Below are 18,845 nucleotides of genomic sequence, written 5' to 3' on the forward strand. Positions count from 1 at the left end.
TATGACCGTTGTGACTCCATTTTTATCTCGTCCATTGCTCTCGCTGCCATTGCTATTTGGGCATAATTAAATGGTGATTGAACCTAGTCACTCTTTTACAATCAACATGCAGGAGATAAAATTCAGATGGGTTCAAATTGTTGATATTGAATTTGTTCAATAGTACATTCGGTCGCTATAGGCATAACGAAACTAGCAATAAAAGCCTGCCAGAAATCATAATACAAATATTTTTGTAAAGGGTGCTCATCATCGATAGGAAAGCAGGGCCCATGATTCGCTTCCAGAAGCCACAATCGCTGATCTTTATCAACCATAAAATCAAAACCAAAAATAGCCAATTCACGCCGTTTATCACAGACAAAGGCTTGTGGATAGAGCTGTTGAAGCCCCCTCATGATCTCAGCCAAAATTGATTTTATTAAAGGGTAAAATACAGTAAAAGTGGCAAACCGCTGCGCTGGAATCTGGACTACATTAGCCTCTTCGTGACTTAAATGTTCATTCGTCAAATGCGGGCGGAGATCAATAAAGTTTTTTGGTTCAAACGGATGCAAGGCAACATTAAAATAACCTTGCGGATAAAGATAAACTCCTGCGTAATTAGTAAGCACCACAAACATACGGATACTGTACTTATGTCTATCACGCAACAAATGGGGCTCTGTTAGATAACGCTGTAAGACCTGCTCTCCCCCCAGGCGCTTGTTAGAAAGAAAATGCCGCTCTAATTCGCTTAATTTCTGAAAAATTTTTATTTCTTTGCCATTGTTCAATAATGCCGGCTTTAAGATCCACACCAAATTATCGATTTGATCCAAGTATTGCCAACCATGGCGATAGTATTTATCAGCGATGTCTTGCAATACCGAGGGCCAATTTTGGTCGTTAATACAATAAGTCAGCGGCATCACCGCAGAACAAAATTTATGCACTAACTCGGCCAAACGATGTTTAAATTCAAGTTGTTCAGCTGCCTGTAGATTAAAGTGTAAATTTCCTTCCCCAAAATCAGCTTGCTCTTCCAAATGGCTCGAAGACCAACCTTGTTCCTGCAAATAACGACATAAGTTATATTGAGTCGGGGATTGAGTCTCAGTGAGAAAAAAATAATATTGGCGGTCATTGTCAGTTAAGCTACTCATAAAAATATAAACCGCCTTCATTTATTCACGTAAAGTCCTCAAGTCAGTTATTTCCTGTGAAGAGGAGACTTTATAATGAGTTAATAATACTAAGGATAGTACACCTGCTATTAACCCCCAAAAAGCTGCCCCAATTCCCCAAAGAGATATTCCCGAAGCAGAAACAAGAAAGGTAATTAAAGCTGATTCACGTTCTTTTTCCTCTTCTAATGCTGCTTTCAAACTATTTGCGATGGTACCGAATAAAGCGAATCCTGCTACCGCTAAAACTAATTCACGGGGGAAAGCAGATAATAAAGCAACTACTGTAGCCCCAAAAATTCCACAGATAAAATAGAAAAATCCTGCACAAACCGCTGCACGATAGCGTTGAGTTGGCTCTTTACCTGCCTCTTCACTCATGCATATTGCAGCCGTAAAAGCAGCTAAATTAAAAGCATATCCACCAAAAGGAGCTAAAAGGAAATTCGTAATCCCTGTCCAGCTAATTAGAGGAGAAATCGGCGGGTGGTAACCAGCATGATGAAGTGCAGCAACACCTGGAATATTTTGTGAGGTCATATTGACTAGAAAGAGCGGGATACCAATACTAAGTAATGCCGACCATGAAAAAACTGGCATCGTAAATACTGGTGAAGAAATGGCAAGATGTACATTTTGCCACTGCAATAGACCTTGACCTGCAGCACCTAATACCCCTACCAGCAAAACGATGGGAATGGTGTAGCGAGAAAAATAACGTCTAGCAAATAGATAGCTAATGAACATCGTGCAAATCAGCAAGAATTGCTCTTGCATAGTAATAAAAACATTCAAACCAAAGCGCAACAAAATGCCTGCCAACATTGCTGCTGTTAATGCGCGCGGTAAACGCATCAATACTCGTTCAAACCAACCCGTTACGCCAGCAACAATAATTAGCAAGGCTGAAAAGATGAACGCACCAATGGCTTCAGGCATGGAAACACCCGATAACCCAGTTGTTAACAAGGCTGCGCCGGGAGTTGACCAGGCAGTTAAGATAGGCATGCGGTAATAGAGCGAGAGCCCTATACAACTAATTCCTGTTCCAACCCCAAGGGCCAAAACCCAAGAACTAATCTCCGCCGAGGTTGCTCCCGCTGTTGTCGCAGCCTGAAAAATAAGCGCAGCAGAACTGCTAAATCCGACCAGTACTGCTATAAAACCGGCAGTGATATTGGAAAGAGAGATTTTTTTACTCATAATAAAAACCCAAGTCATCATTTTTCTAAGGATTCTTGTGAGTTTGCTGATGCTGCACACCGAGTTGCATGCGTTATAACGCACAAGGAATAATATGGTATCATTGTGCGCTATAACGCACAATGCATTTAGGAACTAAATTTGCAAAATATAGCTCAACATATTGCCCTGACCTTAAGAGACTTACGCCAACAGCGTGGTTGGAGTCTCGACAAAACTGCTCAGGAAACGGGGGTCAGTAAAGCCATGCTTGGTCAAATTGAACGCCAAGAATCCAGTCCTACCGTAGCCACTTTGTGGAAAATCGCCAATGGGTTCCATACCTCTTTTTCTTCTTTTTTAGAGGAATCCCCCACTGCTAAACAAGGCCTTATTTACCGGGCAGCGGATATGGAAAGCCTGGGGCATGATGATGAGAAAATTCGTATTACCCCGCTTTTTCCTTTTGATGAAGAGGTAAATTTTGAATTCTTTGTCATTGAACTTTTACCTGGCTGTGAACATATATCAACCCCACATGAAGCTGGTGTTATTGAACATGTTGTAGTCGTTAGTGGCAACATGGAAATCTTGTTAAACGGGATCTGGCAACCCTTACAGCAAGGTGAAGCACTGCGGTTTATGGCCAATCAATCTCACGGCTACCGTAACAAGAATAAGGACAGTGTTTTTTTTCATAACATTATTCATTATCCGACTACAAAAGGGTAACCTCATTGTGATAAAAATCTTTACAACCATCCGGAAGATCATCTGCACGGTTGCTTTAAGGTTGTGGAGAAGAGGCATGGACATAGTCCATAGCCATTTCAAAACGTCCTTCCATCAAACTTTGTAAGCCCTTGGTTCGATCCATACTGAGTTTCTTGAATGCCTCGCTATCCATCACATTACCATCACTGTCTTTTAGTACCAGTGTCTCTGCCTTTGGATCTTCCGGCTTGTAGCCATTTTGCTCAGCCCACCATAGCACACCGGCATCAAAATGCATTTTTTCCTTTTCTGAAAAGGCAACACCATCCTTGGTCGCTGAAGACGTTAGACGCCCATCATCATCTACATTCACGCTAAATTTTATAGCAGGTAGAGGTGTCCCCAAGCCTAATTTTCCCAGTGGTCCAGCACCAATTTTCTGCAGGGTCCAGCCTGCAACCCCCTCCCAAGCAACTTCACGAGTTTGTTTGAAAGGGACCATCTCATGAACAAACTCTCCGGCCATATTAAGCATCCCTAAAGCAGCATAGTCGCTATTCCCAATTGGATCGTAAGCCAGAGCAAGTGATACATCCATGAGCGTATTGACGATTGAATTCATTCCAGAAACCCAATCAGCATAATTTTCCATACCTTTCTTTTGCAATGCCTGCGCATTTTCAGCTACTTTTTGCCAATAGGATTTTGGTGCAGGATTACCTTGAGCGTCTTTCGCATGGAAATCTTTAGCGTTAGCTTCACGCCTTTCACTATTCAGTTTCGCCAATTCTGCTTTCATTTCCAGCTGTTTTATTCTTTCCGCATGGAGTATTTGCTTCCTCAAGGCACTGTCTTTCTCAATCGTTGTCATTCCTATTCCTCCTTATGGGACAAAACTTGCTCATTTTGCCATAGCAGGACGCAAGAAAGATCGGTTATTAATGCAAAACTTAGTTAAGAATTTGTAAAACCTCTCGTCTGTTTGCACTTGCCAACAAGCACAATCATGTGTATAAAGGATCTAGAGTGCGGTAAAATTGTGCATATTAAAGACGATTTATTTCATGATAAAATTATTGTTTACACCACAATCTGAATTATCACTTTTTCTGCCACAGGCAAGAAAAATAGATTTTTATCATGTTGTTATTCTAAACCTCCTTCTTTGCGTTGTCTTAGTCGTCAATGTGGCCCTCGCGGCCATTTAATTACCCTTTACACATTTATTCACTACCTAAACGAAAATAAAAATCGGGAACAGGCTATGCAACAATATAAATCCATCTTAGTTTATGGTTTCGCAATTTTTGCGATGTTTTTCGGCTCAGGCAATCTGGTCTTTCCACTTCAAATTGGTTACGCGGCTGGAGGTTCCTGGTTCATAGGTTTCACCGGCCTATTGATAACCGGCATTTTCTTACCACTTTTGGGTCTTTTTGTTATTAAACTATATCAGGGAAATTACCATGCTTTTTTTGGTGAAGCTGGCAAACTGGCCAGTCTGTTATTACCCCTGTTTATGCTTTCCCTTCTTGGTTCGTTTGGTGTTGTCCCCCGCTGTATTACTGTTGCTTATGGTAGCTTTAGTTATTTAATGCCGCAAATCACTCTGACCTCTTTTAGTCTTGTTTTTTGTCTTATCACTTTTTTCTTTTGTTTAAATGACAAAGTGATGATCAAGATCCTGGGTAAATGGATGAGTCCAATCTTGCTGACGACTCTCATTATCTTGATTGCCATCGCTATTGTGAAGGCACCAGATTCCAGGGATCAAGTAACCAGAGGAGTGGCTTTTATGAATGGATTTACCACCGGTTACCAAACGATGGATCTATTCGCAGCTTTCTTCTTTTCGGCGCTTATTTTTACTCAGATACAACAATCATTACCACAAGCCAAAACTCGTGACATTATCTTGTTTGCGGTTAAATCGTCTATTCTCGGAGCATCTCTTTTAGCCCTTATCTATCTGGGCTTGGTATTCCTTGGCTCCCATTATTCATTTCTGATTAAGAATGTAGCCCCTGAATTGATGTTGCCAAGTATTGCCCAACATGCGATGGGTAATAGTGCGACCTTGTTTATGGGTATTGCCATGTTCTTTTCCTGCCTGACTACTGCAGTTGCTTTGAATAATCTCTATGCTCGCTACCTTTGTTCACTATTTAAGCTGAGCAATAACAAATTTCCACTGCTCTTATTTATAACGACCGGCCTCTCATTTATCATCTCCCTGCTTGATTTTAAAGGTATTGCTGCCTTTTTAGCCCCTCTACTTGAGATGACTTACCCGGGTGTTATTGGCCTAACCATGATGGCTATTTTGATAAAAGGGCGGCGCGCATTAAAAACCAGCCTTTTTTATATTATGACCTTGCTGATGTGTCTGCCATTGGCAATGCATTAATCTACTTTTCCTGGCCTGCCATAAAGGCAGGCCTCTGCTCCCATTACTTCATGTTGAATGTCTTATACTTAAATTAACTCGCTGCAGACTCAAAGTGAACATTGTTAACCTTCTTACCACAAGTAAGAAGAGAGCTGATAGGATTTACATAGCAATCCATGTATAATGTCGAATCCATGAACAGATGCTCTGCTTTTGCTTCACTGCGTAAAAGTCATGTAGCCCCCCTTTATCGTCAAACATAGGTCATTTATGATTGAACAAATTCGCAATATCGCCATCATCGCTCACGTCGATCATGGCAAAACTACTTTGGTCGACAAACTGTTACAACAAACAGGGACTCTGAATGAGCGTGCTCCTAAAGTTGAGCGCCTGATGGACTCTAACGCCCTGGAAAAAGAACGTGGTATTACTATTTTAGCCAAGAATACCTGTGTACACTGGCGTGATCATCAAATTAATATCGTCGATACCCCAGGGCATGCCGATTTTGGCGGCGAGGTTGAGCGAATTCTATCGATGGTCGATAGTGTGTTGCTGTTAGTCGATGCTGTTGACGGTCCGATGCCTCAAACGCGTTTTGTGACACAAAAAGCGTTTGCCCGTGGTTTAAATCCTATTGTAGTCATCAATAAAATTGATCGCCCTGGCGCAAGGCCTCATTGGGTCATGGACCAGGTTTTTGATCTGTTTGATAATCTTGGCGCCACTGATGCCCAACTTGATTTCCCGGTTGTTTATGCCTCCGCTTTAAATGGCTACGCCAAGCTTGACCTGGATGAGGAAGCATCGGATATGAATGCATTACTGCAGACTATTATCGATAAAGTCGCCCCGCCAGATGTCGATGCTGACGGTCCTTTCCAGATGCAAATTAGCTCTCTGGATTATTCTTCCTATGTAGGCACCATTGGTATTGGCCGTATTACACGGGGTCAGATTAAAGCCAAATCGCCAGTTAAAATTATTGATAAAGACGGTAATATCCGCAGTGGCCGCTTATTGCAATTACTTGGTTTCAAAGGGCTTGATCGAGTTGAAGTGGAGCAGGCAAGAGCAGGCGATATTATCGCTGTGACCGGTATTGAACAACTTAATATCTCTGATACGCTTTGCGACCCCAACCACGTTGAAGCCTTACCAGCATTGACAGTTGATGAACCAACAATCAGTATGACCTTTCAGATTAACGATTCACCGTTCGCCGGGCAAGAAGGCAAATTTGTTACGAGTCGTAAAGTGCGTGAACGTTTACAAACTGAACTACTCCATAACGTGGCTTTACGTGTCGAAGATACTGAAGATCCAGATAAGTTCAGAGTTTCAGGTCGTGGAGAATTACATCTATCAATTCTCATTGAAAATATGAGGCGTGAAGGTTTTGAATTAGCTATCTGTAAACCAGAAGTCATTCTGCGCGAAGAAAACGGTGAACAACAAGAACCCTACGAACGCCTGACGGTTGATGTGGAAGAAAATCATCAGGGCAGTATTATGGAAAAACTGGGCGAACGCCGTGGCGAGTTGCAAAACATGGTTCCTGATGGTAAAGGGCGTGTACGGCTCGACTATCTTATTCCAACACGCGGCCTGATAGGTTTCCATACCGAATTTTTGTCCAGTACGTCAGGTACAGGATTAATGTATCATGTTTATGATCATTATGGCCCTGCCATTCGTGGACGAATTGGAAAACGTATTAATGGTGTTTTGATTGCCAATTGCCAAGGTACTGCGCGTGCCTTTGCCTTGTTCAATTTACAGGATCGTGGCCGTTTGTTTATCGAACCTCAAGCTGTTTGTTATGAAGGAATGATTGTCGGCATTCATGCCCGTGATAATGATCTGGTTGTGAATGTTACTAAAGAAAAACAACTTACCAATATCCGTGCCTCAGGTAGTGATGAAAATATTATCCTGACGCCAGCAATTAAACTTACCCTGGAGCAGGCTTTAGAATTCATCGATGATGACGAGCTGGTTGAAGTCACACCCCAATCGATTCGTCTACGGAAAAAAGCCTTGAAGGAACACGAACGCAAACGCGCTTCACGTGCTTCCAGTGAAGATTAATCCCCCTCCCCCGCTTGCCATAGGCAAGCGGGATTTCTCTTCTTATAAACAGCATTCATATATCCATTTTTTTGAATGGGAAAAAATGGTATTGTAAAAAGCATTCTACAATCCTCCACGCTATTACTAATCTAAGCAGCAGAACATGAAACAACGATTCAAACGAGTTATTTTGTATGCACGGCAACACCGGGCCAATCAAGGGGTTAATGAAAGTCTACACCGTTTGGTTGATTTTTTACAAAGCCAGCATGTGACTGCCTTTCTTGATATTGATACCGCATCGCATTTTGATATCAATTTACCGACCCTTGCCCGTGAAGCTATGGGCGAGAAAGAGGATCTAATCGTCGTCGTAGGTGGCGATGGCAGTCTGCTATCTGCCGCACGCATGGCAATTAAGGTCAATGTTCCGGTAATAGGTATTAATCGCGGCCGCCTGGGCTTTTTGACTGATATCTCACCTAATAACATTGAACACCATCTTAGTGCCGTATTGACCGGTAAATACGAGGAAGAACTACGCTTTTTATTGCATACCCGTATTCATGACGGTGAAAAGATTTATTTCCAGGGCGATGCCTTGAACGATGTCGTATTAGGTCGCGGTAATGAGACCCATCTGATTGAATTTGACGTGTTCATCAATCAACAATTCGTCAGTCGTTATCGCTCAGACGGTATGATTCTGGCTACACCGACTGGTTCAACCGCCTATGCTTTATCAGCTGGCGGTCCCATTATGCATCCTCAACTGAATGCCATTGTCCTGGTACCCATGTTTTCGCATAGCTTAAGTTCACGACCCGTCGTCGTTGATGGTCAGGTGAAAATTGATTTAAAAATCAGTGAACGTAATGAAAGCGATTTACGCATTAGCTGTGATGGCCATGAATCTCGACTAGTAAAACCCGGACAATTAGTTTCTATCGAAAAAAATGCTCAGCAACTGCGTTTATTACATCCTCGAGATTACCATTATTACGATACCTTACGAGTTAAACTAGGTTGGGAATCCAAACACCAGGATAAATCATGCTGACTACCTTACGCATTGAAAACTTTGCCATTGTTAAACAGTTAGAACTTGACTTTGCTAATGGCATGACCGCTTTTACCGGTGAAACAGGGGCTGGTAAATCCATCATGATTGACGCGCTTATGCTAGCTTTAGGTGGCCGTGCTGACGCATCCGTTATCCGTACTGGCGAAGAAAAATGCGATATAAGCGCCTGTTTCCATTTTGAAGCAGACTCTGAGCCTGCTCGTTGGCTTACCGAACAGGATGTCAGTTGCGATGAAGGGATTATCATGCTTCGCCGGGTTCTATATAGCGAAGGACGTTCTAAATCTTATATTAATGGCCAACCTTTTCCATTACAAAAGGTCAAAGAATTAAGTGAAATGCTTGTGCATATTCACGGACAACATCAACATCAAACGCTCATGCACCATCAAACCCATCGAGAACAGTTGGATCAGTATGCTGGTCACAGCGAGTTAGTCACAGAAGTCAATAAACTCTATAAGCAGTGTCAAAAAACAAAACAAGAACTAGACGCCTTGCAAAACCGGGAGCTGCAAAGTGATAAAATCAATTTGTTACAATTTCAAATTGAGGAGTTAACAGAACTCGCCTTGCATGAGAATGAAATGCAGACTTTGCATGAAGAGCATCAATTGTTACATCACGCTCAGGATTACTTGCAACATACACAGCAAATTTCCCATCTACTCAGCGCGGATAATGAACCCAATATCTGCCAGGGACTTAATCAAATCATGCAATTACTGCATGAATTACCGCAGGAAAAAGCCCCTATTAGGAATGCTTGTGAATTAATTAACAGCGCCCTGATTCAATGCGAAGAAGCATTCGATGAAATAAAGCATTTTTCAGAACAAGTACAATTAGACCCCGAACGGTTACAGGAAGTAGAAACAAGAATTAGCGCCTTACACCAAGCGGCACGTAAATATCATGTTGATGCCAATCAATTACCCGAGCATGCCCAAGCTTTACAAAAAGAATTAGAGCAATTACAAAATTCTGAAAACAGGGCTCATTATTTACAGCAACAGTATCAGCAACAAATCCAAGTCTTTGAATCCGCAGCTCAAACACTTAGAAAATCACGGCAGTTACACGCAGTAAAATTAGCCCAGGAAATAACCGCCTGTATCCAACAACTGGGCATGCCTAAAGGCTATATAGAAATTGAATTTACCGCTTTGGAAAAAATGCAGCCACATGGTTTAGATAAAGTTGAATACAAGGTTTGTACCAACCCTGGTATGGTACCAGATGCTTTGGCAAAAATAGCTTCTGGAGGTGAGCTTTCACGGATAAGCCTTGCCATTCAAATGATTACCGCACAACGTGGGTCGACTCCTACTCTTCTTTTCGATGAAGTCGATGTTGGAATAGGGGGTGCTACAGCTGCTTTGGTGGGACAATTATTACGCAAACTGGGTGAGCGCCTACAAGTGTTTTGTGTTACTCATCAAGCACAGGTTGCTTCTTGCGCCCATCATCATTTTGTTGTTGAAAAACACAGTGACAATAATCAAACATACTCACAGATAATCCCTCTGACTGTTGCAGAAAAAGTTGATGAAATAGCCCGTATGCTAGGTGGTTTGACCATTACCGAGCAGACACGTTCACATGCTAAGGAACTGTTAGTACAAAACCATTAGACTTCTTTATTTCTAAATACTGTGCACTCTGGTATGCCCTGTCTGGGTACTGTGGCGTCTATTAATAACCCAGTAAAGCTCGTATCCGATTGGTATAGTTACCAAGAGCGCTTTCTTTCACCATAAATTCTTTCAGTGGCGTTTCTATTTGAAAATAAAGAATATTTGCCAAAAATCCATAGCAGCAGGCATCAATAGTATGGAATTTCGAGCCAAAGAAAAAATCGTTATGAGCCAGTATTAAATCGATACTTTTTAAATTATCAATACCAGCTTGATAAATCTCTTCTTTTTTATAACGGCCAATGCCTTGATAATGATATTTTTCAATGTTGTAATTTCTTGTCTTTTCCAAAGAATTTTCCGCCAATTGCGGAAATTGGCGTAAAAATTCCGCTTTAAACAATGGCCAAAACTGTTCATCTTGCCAACGCGAGTAAGACATCACCCAATATAAGTGATTATCCAAAAGCCTTGTCACCAGAAATTGTAGATTTTTCTGAGTTGGACTTAAATTGCTATCGAAAGTGACCTTATATTTTTTAGTCAAATGCTGAATGATCCGATTGCTGTCTGTAATCATTTCACCATCATCAAGAATATAGGGTAATTGTCCTCGAGGTGCATCCTTGGTATCAAGAATATGTTCCAATTGATAATTAATTTTTGCCAGTCTTAGAAAGGTATCAACCTTGAGACCAAAAGGATTATTATCAGGTAGCCCAAATAATTCAGGATAGGAATAGAGAATTAACATAGGAAATCCTTTTTCTTCAGCCATATTAAACGGTATGACCATCAAATGGTTCGCTGCGATAAATCCTTAACGCCATAATAACCATGACAGCATTATAAACAATATTAATACCTACATAACAAATAATAGCCCCTTCTTTCTTCAATGACTGGGATTATTTAATTTTCTTAAAATTTTCACATTCTTTGCTTCTTTATGCCAAAATTTAACTATAAGTCAAAACACTGTCTATAGATTAATGGCCATACTTGAATTATGGCTGCCAGACACGCTAAGCGATACAGCTATATTAAAATTTAGGTACCACATTGCTGATAAGGAGTTAGTTAATGGTTGGTCTTATCCAAAAAATTTTAATACAAATGATTGCCGATCTCGCAGGAGAAGAAGGAATTCGCCAAGTAAAAGCCTTGGCGAAAGTACCCGATGACAGAGAGTTTCAAATGAATACGGTCTATTCTGATGAAGAATGGCAACGACTGTTTGCTGCTGCTCTGCAAATCTTAAAAATAACTCCGGAACAGGCCTATCAGACTTACGCGAATTATTTCGGTGAAGATGCTATTAAACGCTTCCCCACCTGGTTTCAAATGTCGAAAAACTCTTATGAATTTTTATCCATACAACCTACGATTCATAATTGCTTTGCTACAAGCATGGTGGATGTAGAGTCTCGTCAGGCTATCAATGATAAATTCAGAGTAGAACAACTCCCTAATCAACTTATCACTCATTATCGTTCTCCCAATAAACTTTGCGGCTTGTATAAGACCTTAGCCCTGTGGGTAATTAATTATTATCAAGATGAAACCACTATAACAGAGAAAAAATGTCTAAAATTAGGGGATGACGAATGTGAAATTCACATTCGGTGGACAAAGCTAGGAACTTGAGTCTATGGCCAAACAAACACTCTCCACATTGCAAAAGACCATTGAAGAAATAGCAGATCAACTTTGCCTGGCCGTAAAAGGAGACTTTGATTTTACGATTAAGATCGAAAGCCAGGACGAAAGCATTCAAAAACTAACTATGCTGGTTAATTTTCTTGTTGATACAGCACGCCGTGCCCTGATTGATGTACGTGATAAAAATTATAAATTAATGGAAGTAGACTATTTAAAATCTGAATTTATCACCAATATAAGCCATGAATTACGTACCCCTTTAACACTCATTTTAAGTCCACTTAAAACTATTCTGTTAAATGAAGCGAGCTCACTACCTGCTGAAGTAACAAAAAATTTATACCGTATGCAACGCAATGCTGCCCGACTTTACATATTGGTAAATAACTTGCTGGATTTTACCAAAATTGAGGCAAATAAATTTGAATTATACGAAGAATCGGTAGATTTAAATCAGTTTATTGCGCAATTAATTGACGATATCCAAGGCTTGGCTCAGGAGCGCAAGATTAACCTTCAATTCTTCCCCGCTCCGGCAATTAAACAAGTTTTATTAGACAAGAAAATAATTGAAAAAATTGTCTTCAACTTACTAAGTAATGCTCTCAAATTCACTTCCCCAGAAGGGGAAATTAAGGTAATCCTTCAACGAGGTAAAAAAACTATTGACCTTCTGGTTACTGATACCGGAACAGGCATTCCCCAAGATCAAATCCCATTTGTTTTTGAACGCTTCCATCAAGTAGACTCGTCAAGTACCAGAGCTTATGAAGGTAGTGGCATTGGTTTGACCTTGGTTAAACAATTTGTTGAGTTAATGCACGGCAATATCAGAGTTGAAAGTAGGCTGGGTAAAGGCTCTTCTTTTCATATTAGCCTGCCAGAACGTACTGCTCAAGCTCCACCCACATCCACTAAATCAGAAACACTAACCTCATCGACACCACATAACTTTAAGGTTGATTTTTCTCTTCTGGCAACTCCTGAGCAAGACATTGTTCCCTTACCCGCTAAAACGGCTCTAAAAAAGGAGCGTCCCTATATTGTCATTGCAGATGATAATCGCGATATCCGTCATTATATAACTTCTTTACTTGAGAATAATTTTGAGGTGATTGCAGTTGAGAACGGTAAATTGGCACTCGATGCGGTTCATCAATATAAACCGCATGTTATTCTTTCTGACATCATGATGCCGCTTATTGACGGCTACCAACTGACTAAACTTCTTAAAGAAGATCCCTCTACCACCCATATACCTATTATTTTAATTACGGCTAAAGCAGGAAATGAAGCGGTCGTTAGCAGCTTAGGTGTAGGAGCAGATGATTATTTATCAAAACCCTTTGAACCGGAAGAATTGATCGCCCGCACCACTGCCGCATGCAACCATTATCAGACTTATCTGCAAAGTTGTGATCTAAATTCACAATTAATTACTATGGCACGACAAGCGGGCATGACAGAACTCGCGACATCAATTCTACATAATATTGGCAATGTGCTTAATACCGTCAATGTTTCTATAGATCTCATTAAGGAAATGATCAATAAACCTTATGTACCCCATTTGACTGCTGTTTCTACCATGTTAAAAGAAAACATTACCAATCTTGCGTACTATCTGAGCGAAGATGAAAAAGGAAAAATCTTACCTGATTATTTGATAGCCCTTGTTACAAAAATCACCACTGAATACGATAAGATTGACAAAGAAATCACGTGCCTGGCTGAACAAGTCCATCATATCGGTGATATAGTCACAATGCAGGAGTCCATTAGCGGAGTTTCAGGCATTGCAGAAAAATTATTTCTTCCTGAGATTGTTAATACTGCCATTTCCATGTGCAAAAATGCTATTGATAAACAAGAGGTTACTATTCATCAAGAAGTGGAACATCACTGCGAACTAATCAGTGACAAAGCCAAACTATTACAAATCATTATCAATTTAATTCAAAATGCCAAAGATGCCTTAACCGATCCTAAACATAATGTACTGAATAAAACCATCAAAATTAAGATAAGACTTAATCCAATTACTAATCAGGCAGAGCTTATAATTAGTGATAATGGGATTGGTATCACAGCTGAAAATCTGGGCAAAATTTTTACCTTTGGTTTTACTACAAAATCTCATGGCCATGGCTTTGGCTTACATGCCAGTGCATTGGCAGCAAAAGAATTAGGAGGAACCTTGCTAGTGAAAAGTAAAGGGTTTGGGCAGGGAGCCGAATTTACTTTAGCGCTACCCTTAAAGCAGCCTTCCGGGAGATTTCTGAATGACGATAGCTACGAAGGATTTGAAAATTCTCATTATTGATGATAATCCGGCTATTCATTCGGATTTCATCAAAATATTGTCAACTAAAAATAGCGCAGAAAATGTAGAGGACGCTACATTAGACTCTTTCGAAAAACAAATGTTTGGTCTCAAAAAGAAACCTGAGTCCAGCTTGCCTAAATTCCGCATTGTAACCGCTACACAGGGGCAAGATGGTGTAGCAAAAATTGCCGAAGCGCTCCATGATAACGATCCATACGCACTGGCTTTTGTTGATATCAGAATGCCGCCTGGTTGGGATGGGATCGAGACAACAAAAAAAATTTGGCAGCTTGACCCTAATATTCAAATAGTCATCTGTACTGCATACTCAGACTATACTTGGGAAGAAACGATTCAACAGCTAGGACAACGTGAAAATTTACTTATCTTAAAAAAACCCTTCGATAGCATTGCAGTACGGCAATTATCCTGCGCCCTGACCAAGAAGTGGCAACTTCTGCAAGAATCACGTGATTATACTAAATTACTGGAAACCCAAGTTAAAGAACGTACTCAATCCCTGCAAGAATCGCTTTCTGTTACCAGAGGAACACTTGAAGCCTCTGCCGATGGCATTTTAGTAATGAATAATACCAACGGTCTTATTGATTATAATAAAAATCTGATGCATATGTTTCATATTCCCAAAACCATGATGGCAAAAAACGATGCCAATGCACTTTTACACCATATTGCTGGGCAAATGGAAAACCCCAATGATTTTTTAAAAATCACCCTGCGCTTGGCAAGCAAGAAAAATAACACGGCAACAAACACTCTCAGGTATAACAAGAATCAGGTTGTTGAAATCTATACCCAACCCTATAAAATTGCCGATAAAATAACAGGCCGTATTTGGTGTTTTCGTGATATTACTAAACGCGCCCTGCTAGAAGAACAGTTGCAATACCAAGCTACTCATGATGCTTTAACCCGCTTACCAAATCGTATTCTTTTAGCAGAACGACTAACCCAAACTATTTCCTTTGCCCGACGCAATAAAACAATGTTTTGTTTTCTTTTCTTCGATCTCGATCGCTTTAAATTAATCAATGACAGTTTTAGTCATATTGCAGGTGACAAATTATTACAAGAAGCAGCCAAACGCCTGCAAAAAGTGATGCGGAAAGAGGATATCTTAGCGCGTCTTGGTGGGGACGAATTTGTTGCCCTATTGGAGTCCTTAGCTAATGACACCCAAGCCGGGAAAATTGCCAACAAGCTCTTACAGGTTTTCAATAAACCCTTTATAGTAAATGGGCAGGAAATTATTGTAACACCAAGTATTGGTATTGCTGTCTTTCCGCAAGATGGTCAAACTTTTGAAGAGTTATTACGTAGTGCTGATATTGCAATGTATAACGCTAAAGAGCAAGGTGGAAATCAATTTCAATATTATTCTGCAAGTCTCGGTGAGAAAAGTACGGCACGTTTACAATTAGAATCGGACTTGCATCGCGCCATTGAGAATAAAGAATTCTTTTTATGCTATCAGCCACAACTCGATTTGGCTACGCAGAAACTCGTATCAGCTGAAGCACTTATTCGCTGGCGCCATCCGGAAAAAGGTACTCTTCTTCCCATTAATTTTATCCCTCTGGCAGAGGAAACCGGCTTAATTCTTCCCATTGGCGAATGGGTTCTAAGAGAAGCTTGCAAGCAAAATAAACGATGGCAAGAATTAGGATTCCCCAAAATCCGCGTAGCAGTCAATATAGCAACCAAACAACTAAAACAACTAAATTTGGCCCATATCATTAAAAAAATACTATTAGAAACCGGTTTAGAGCCACAATATCTCGAACTTGAAATCACAGAAAATGTAATTTTAACAGCAGGCGAAATAAACCATATTTTTGCTCAATTAAAGAAATTGGGCGTACATTTCGCTTTGGATGATTTCGGATCCGGTTACACTCTCTTAAATCATCTTAAAATATTCCCTATCGATCGGATAAAAATCGATCAATCCTATATTAATAATATCAATGTTAATCACGCAGATGAGGTCATCATACAGGCCATTATTACTCTGGCAAAAAATCTAAAGTTGGATGTGATTGCTGAAGGAGTAGAATCAAAAGAGCAACTTGAATTTTTACAGTCTCATCATTGCAATGAAATTCAAGGCCATTATTTTTGTGAGCCTTTGGCAGCACAAGATTTTGAGCAATTTCTCCAGTTCCCCGGACTCGTAAATGCCTCACAAAAACCAGCTAAACTTGACAATAAAAACTAATATTAAAACTGCATTATGAAATAATGATTCTGTAATAGTCTTTGCTGCTGAATTTGCATTAACCTTCAGTGCAACTGCCATGAAGGTTAATGCTCAATACGATAAAATTGTTCGCTCACTAGCCTATTTACTATCGGGCTTTTTTGATCCACTTTCAGAACCTAACATTCTATTTTCAGTAGTGCTTAATTTGCCGAATGTGGTATTCATTCTGTTTGCAGGTACAGAGCTTCTATTCTCTGGCATGGTGATTTTGCCAGTAGGCATAGCCAACTTCATATCAGACATAGGCTTGCTTGTGGACACTGTGCCTGAACTTAATGGTGGCCTATTCATTGGTGTTGACATCTTGCCAGTTGGCGCAGACATTCTACTGGCTGATGTTGATAACCCACTAGCTGGCGTTGACATTCTGCTGGTTGGCGTTGATACCTTTGGGGTTGGTTTCTTAGCCGCAGCCACCTTCTTGACTGTAGACGCTTTTTTCTTGGCTACAGGGCTCGCCTTCTTAACTACAGGAGCCGTTTTCTTGGCAGAAGCTACTTTTTTAGCCGCCGTAGAAGCTGCTTTCTTGAGGGTAGACGAAGCTTTCTTGGCAGAAGCAGTTTTCATGGCAGAAGCAGTTTTCTTGGTAGGAGCCGCTTTTTTAGCCGCAAGAACTGTTTTAGCAGCTGGGGATGCTTTCTTAGCTATAGACGTTTTCTTTTTAGCTGAAGATGCCGCTTTCTTCGCTGTTGTAGTAGCCGCCTTCTTAGCTAGAGAAGCTGTTTTCTTGGCGGCAGAAGAAGTGGCTTTCTTCGTAGCAGAAACTGCTTTCTTAGTAGTTGACAGCGTTTTTTTCATTATTGGAGTAACCTGCTTGATTGTGGACATGGTACTTTCAAAAGTTTTTCCAGTTGTTACTTTCGCTTCTTTGGAAATGGTTTGAAAAGCAGTCTCTAAAATCTGAAACGATTGTTTCATATAATCAAGCGCTTTATGACTATTCTCCATAACAAGTTTGACTTGCTTATCGAGTAGCGCTCCTGGTTTATGCATCTCTGAAAACTCTTCCGGTTTCAGATAAGTTAAATTTTGTAGCATTTTAACATTCAATTCCATCATAGCCTGAAACGGTTTTTGCATTTCATTTGCTATCGCAGCCCAACTCTTTAAATAGTCCTGATTCATAATTTTCTCCGTTTTTGTTGCGTTGCACTATAAGAGCCTAGTTGATTAATTGAATTTTTGCGAGTTATCTACAAAAACAAATAGATTTCTTACACTAAGAAAATCTATTTGCTTGTTTAAAAATACTACTTACTATACCTTTGGGCAACCCATACCATTGCATTTTCGCAATTTGGCTCTCCCTTATTATGGGTAACACCGCATCGCCCACGGTCAACGCGATGCTACATATCTATCCTTTCCATCTTAAATCTTTTACTATAAAAAATAGTGCTTCTTCTAAATAGAGCAACGATGCTGACTTTAACCTTGTGTCTTTTTATTGCCTGCCTATTGCCTTATCTTGCAAAGATTCCAGTCGTTATAATGATGAAAAGGCAACCTGGAGGTTATGACAACAAGCAGCCCCGAGCCCAACAAGCCGCACTTACTGGGATTGGTGCACGGGCGGTTGCTGCGCATCAAAATAGCTTTGAATCACTAATTATTTTCTCGACTGCCGCTCTGACGGCCATAGCCACTCATAATACATCTTGCCTGATACAGGGATTGGCCATCTTTCATTTAATATCCCGAGGTATCTATCATTTGTTTTATTTACTCAATTGGGCAACCTTACGTTCGACTCTATGGACCCTAGGCTGTCTTTCTTCACTAGGCATCCTTTGGCTTTGTATTCCCTAATTAATGATGAGTATTTAGAATACCCATTAATTGAATTGACTTGCTCATCAAGGGATACGATTGTGCCAATATCAAATAATGAGACCAGGTTACTAACCACCTCATTTGGTAAAGTTTCGCTTTCTCAAGCAAATGTAGCCAGTCCCATAACCTTGCTATTTCTTCATGGCCATTGCACAAATAAAACATTCTTTCATCAACAGATGAATGCGCCCATATTTACCGCCTACCGCCGCATTGCTCTTGACTTGCCTGGTTATGGCGAGAGCCCACCTCCTTTTAATATCCAACACAGTTATAATTTTCCTGGTTTCGCAGAAGTGGTGGCAGAAGTAGTGGAGCAGCTATCAATTAACCAATTAATCATCGTAGGCTGGTCTCTTGGCGGACATGTTGCCCTGGAATTAATACCAAGACTAGAACAGTTACTAGGCTCAATCACCATTTAAATTGAATACAATAAAAAAATCCGTAAACTGTTATTTTTCACAATTTCAAGGGAATAGTAGTCAAATG

15 protein-coding genes are annotated in these 18,845 nt (G+C 40.4%); 10 read left to right on the top strand and 5 right to left on the bottom strand.

Annotated elements, in window-relative coordinates; genetic code table 11:
• Positions 1 to 122 precede the first annotated feature (122 nt).
• Both Lfee_RS04105 and Lfee_RS04110 read right to left on the bottom strand, forming a co-directional pair.
• A complete protein-coding gene (locus tag Lfee_RS04105) occupies positions 123 to 1,145 on the bottom strand; it encodes an ATP-grasp domain-containing protein (protein ID WP_064088347.1) in 1,023 nt (340 codons plus the stop codon).
• A gap of 21 nt (positions 1,146 to 1,166) precedes the next feature.
• The gene (locus tag Lfee_RS04110) at positions 1,167 to 2,390 is read right to left on the bottom strand and encodes a benzoate/H(+) symporter BenE family transporter (protein ID WP_330981743.1); all 1,224 of its coding nucleotides are present in this window, start codon (positions 2,388 to 2,390) and stop codon (positions 1,167 to 1,169) included.
• 120 nt (positions 2,391 to 2,510) lie between these two features.
• Between Lfee_RS04110 and Lfee_RS04115 the strand changes: the two genes are divergently transcribed.
• On the top strand, positions 2,511 to 3,080 hold the full coding sequence (locus Lfee_RS04115) for a helix-turn-helix domain-containing protein (RefSeq protein ID WP_058444168.1): 570 nt from the start codon (positions 2,511 to 2,513) through the stop codon (positions 3,078 to 3,080).
• Between the two features lie 55 nt (positions 3,081 to 3,135).
• On the opposite strand, the gene Lfee_RS04120 is transcribed toward Lfee_RS04115, so the two are convergent.
• On the bottom strand, positions 3,136 to 3,933 hold the full coding sequence (locus Lfee_RS04120) for a hypothetical protein (RefSeq protein WP_058444170.1): 798 nt from the start codon (positions 3,931 to 3,933) through the stop codon (positions 3,136 to 3,138).
• A gap of 393 nt (positions 3,934 to 4,326) precedes the next feature.
• Here Lfee_RS04120 and Lfee_RS04125 point away from each other — a divergent pair, with 393 nt between their 5' ends.
• From Lfee_RS04125 to recN, 4 genes are all read left to right on the top strand, one after another.
• Positions 4,327 to 5,469 carry a branched-chain amino acid transport system II carrier protein gene (locus tag Lfee_RS04125; RefSeq protein ID WP_058444172.1) on the top strand — a complete coding sequence of 381 codons (1,143 nt, stop codon included), beginning with the start codon at positions 4,327 to 4,329 and terminating at the stop codon, positions 5,467 to 5,469.
• Positions 5,470 to 5,721: 252 nt separating this feature from the next.
• On the top strand, positions 5,722 to 7,545 hold the full coding sequence (gene typA, locus Lfee_RS04130; protein WP_058444173.1) for a translational GTPase TypA: 1,824 nt from the start codon (positions 5,722 to 5,724) through the stop codon (positions 7,543 to 7,545).
• Between the two features lie 145 nt (positions 7,546 to 7,690).
• On the top strand, positions 7,691 to 8,587 hold the full coding sequence (locus Lfee_RS04135) for an NAD(+) kinase (protein ID WP_058444175.1): 897 nt from the start codon (positions 7,691 to 7,693) through the stop codon (positions 8,585 to 8,587).
• Positions 8,581 to 10,245, top strand: coding sequence for a DNA repair protein RecN (gene recN, locus Lfee_RS04140; RefSeq protein WP_058444177.1), 1,665 nt, complete (start codon positions 8,581 to 8,583; stop codon positions 10,243 to 10,245). The genes Lfee_RS04135 and recN overlap by 7 nt, the downstream gene beginning before the upstream one ends.
• Before the next feature lie 61 nt (positions 10,246 to 10,306).
• Here the strand turns inward: recN and Lfee_RS04145 are convergent, their stop codons facing one another.
• On the bottom strand, positions 10,307 to 11,002 hold the full coding sequence (locus Lfee_RS04145) for a glutathione S-transferase family protein (protein ID WP_058444189.1): 696 nt from the start codon (positions 11,000 to 11,002) through the stop codon (positions 10,307 to 10,309).
• 329 nt (positions 11,003 to 11,331) lie between these two features.
• On the opposite strand from Lfee_RS04145, the gene Lfee_RS04150 reads away from it, so the two are divergent.
• From Lfee_RS04150 to Lfee_RS04160, 3 genes are read left to right on the top strand one after another with little or no spacing between them, the layout of a single operon-like run.
• Positions 11,332 to 11,895 carry a heme NO-binding domain-containing protein gene (locus Lfee_RS04150; RefSeq protein ID WP_058444179.1) on the top strand — a complete coding sequence of 188 codons (564 nt, stop codon included), beginning with the start codon at positions 11,332 to 11,334 and terminating at the stop codon, positions 11,893 to 11,895.
• Positions 11,896 to 11,899: 4 nt separating this feature from the next.
• Entirely contained in the window at positions 11,900 to 14,233 is a 2,334-nt protein-coding gene (locus Lfee_RS04155; RefSeq protein ID WP_058444181.1) for an ATP-binding protein, read from the top strand.
• A complete protein-coding gene (locus tag Lfee_RS04160) occupies positions 14,193 to 16,475 on the top strand; it encodes an EAL domain-containing protein (protein WP_058444183.1) in 2,283 nt (760 codons plus the stop codon). The genes Lfee_RS04155 and Lfee_RS04160 overlap by 41 nt, the downstream gene beginning before the upstream one ends.
• Before the next feature lie 123 nt (positions 16,476 to 16,598).
• Here Lfee_RS04160 and Lfee_RS17840 read toward each other — a convergent pair whose 3' ends face one another.
• Entirely contained in the window at positions 16,599 to 17,645 is a 1,047-nt protein-coding gene (locus Lfee_RS17840) for a hypothetical protein (RefSeq protein ID WP_064088346.1), read from the bottom strand.
• A gap of 294 nt (positions 17,646 to 17,939) precedes the next feature.
• Here Lfee_RS17840 and Lfee_RS04170 point away from each other — a divergent pair, with 294 nt between their 5' ends.
• Positions 17,940 to 18,329, top strand: coding sequence for an MAPEG family protein (locus Lfee_RS04170; protein ID WP_058444185.1), 390 nt, complete (start codon positions 17,940 to 17,942; stop codon positions 18,327 to 18,329).
• A 62-nt stretch (positions 18,330 to 18,391) separates the two neighbouring features.
• Positions 18,392 to 18,778 carry an alpha/beta fold hydrolase gene (locus Lfee_RS04175; protein ID WP_058444187.1) on the top strand — a complete coding sequence of 129 codons (387 nt, stop codon included), beginning with the start codon at positions 18,392 to 18,394 and terminating at the stop codon, positions 18,776 to 18,778.
• Positions 18,779 to 18,845 lie beyond the last annotated feature (67 nt).

Origin of the sequence: Legionella feeleii, from assembly GCF_001467625.1 — a bacterium.
Taxonomy (GTDB): Bacteria; Pseudomonadota; Gammaproteobacteria; order Legionellales; family Legionellaceae; genus Tatlockia; species Tatlockia feeleii.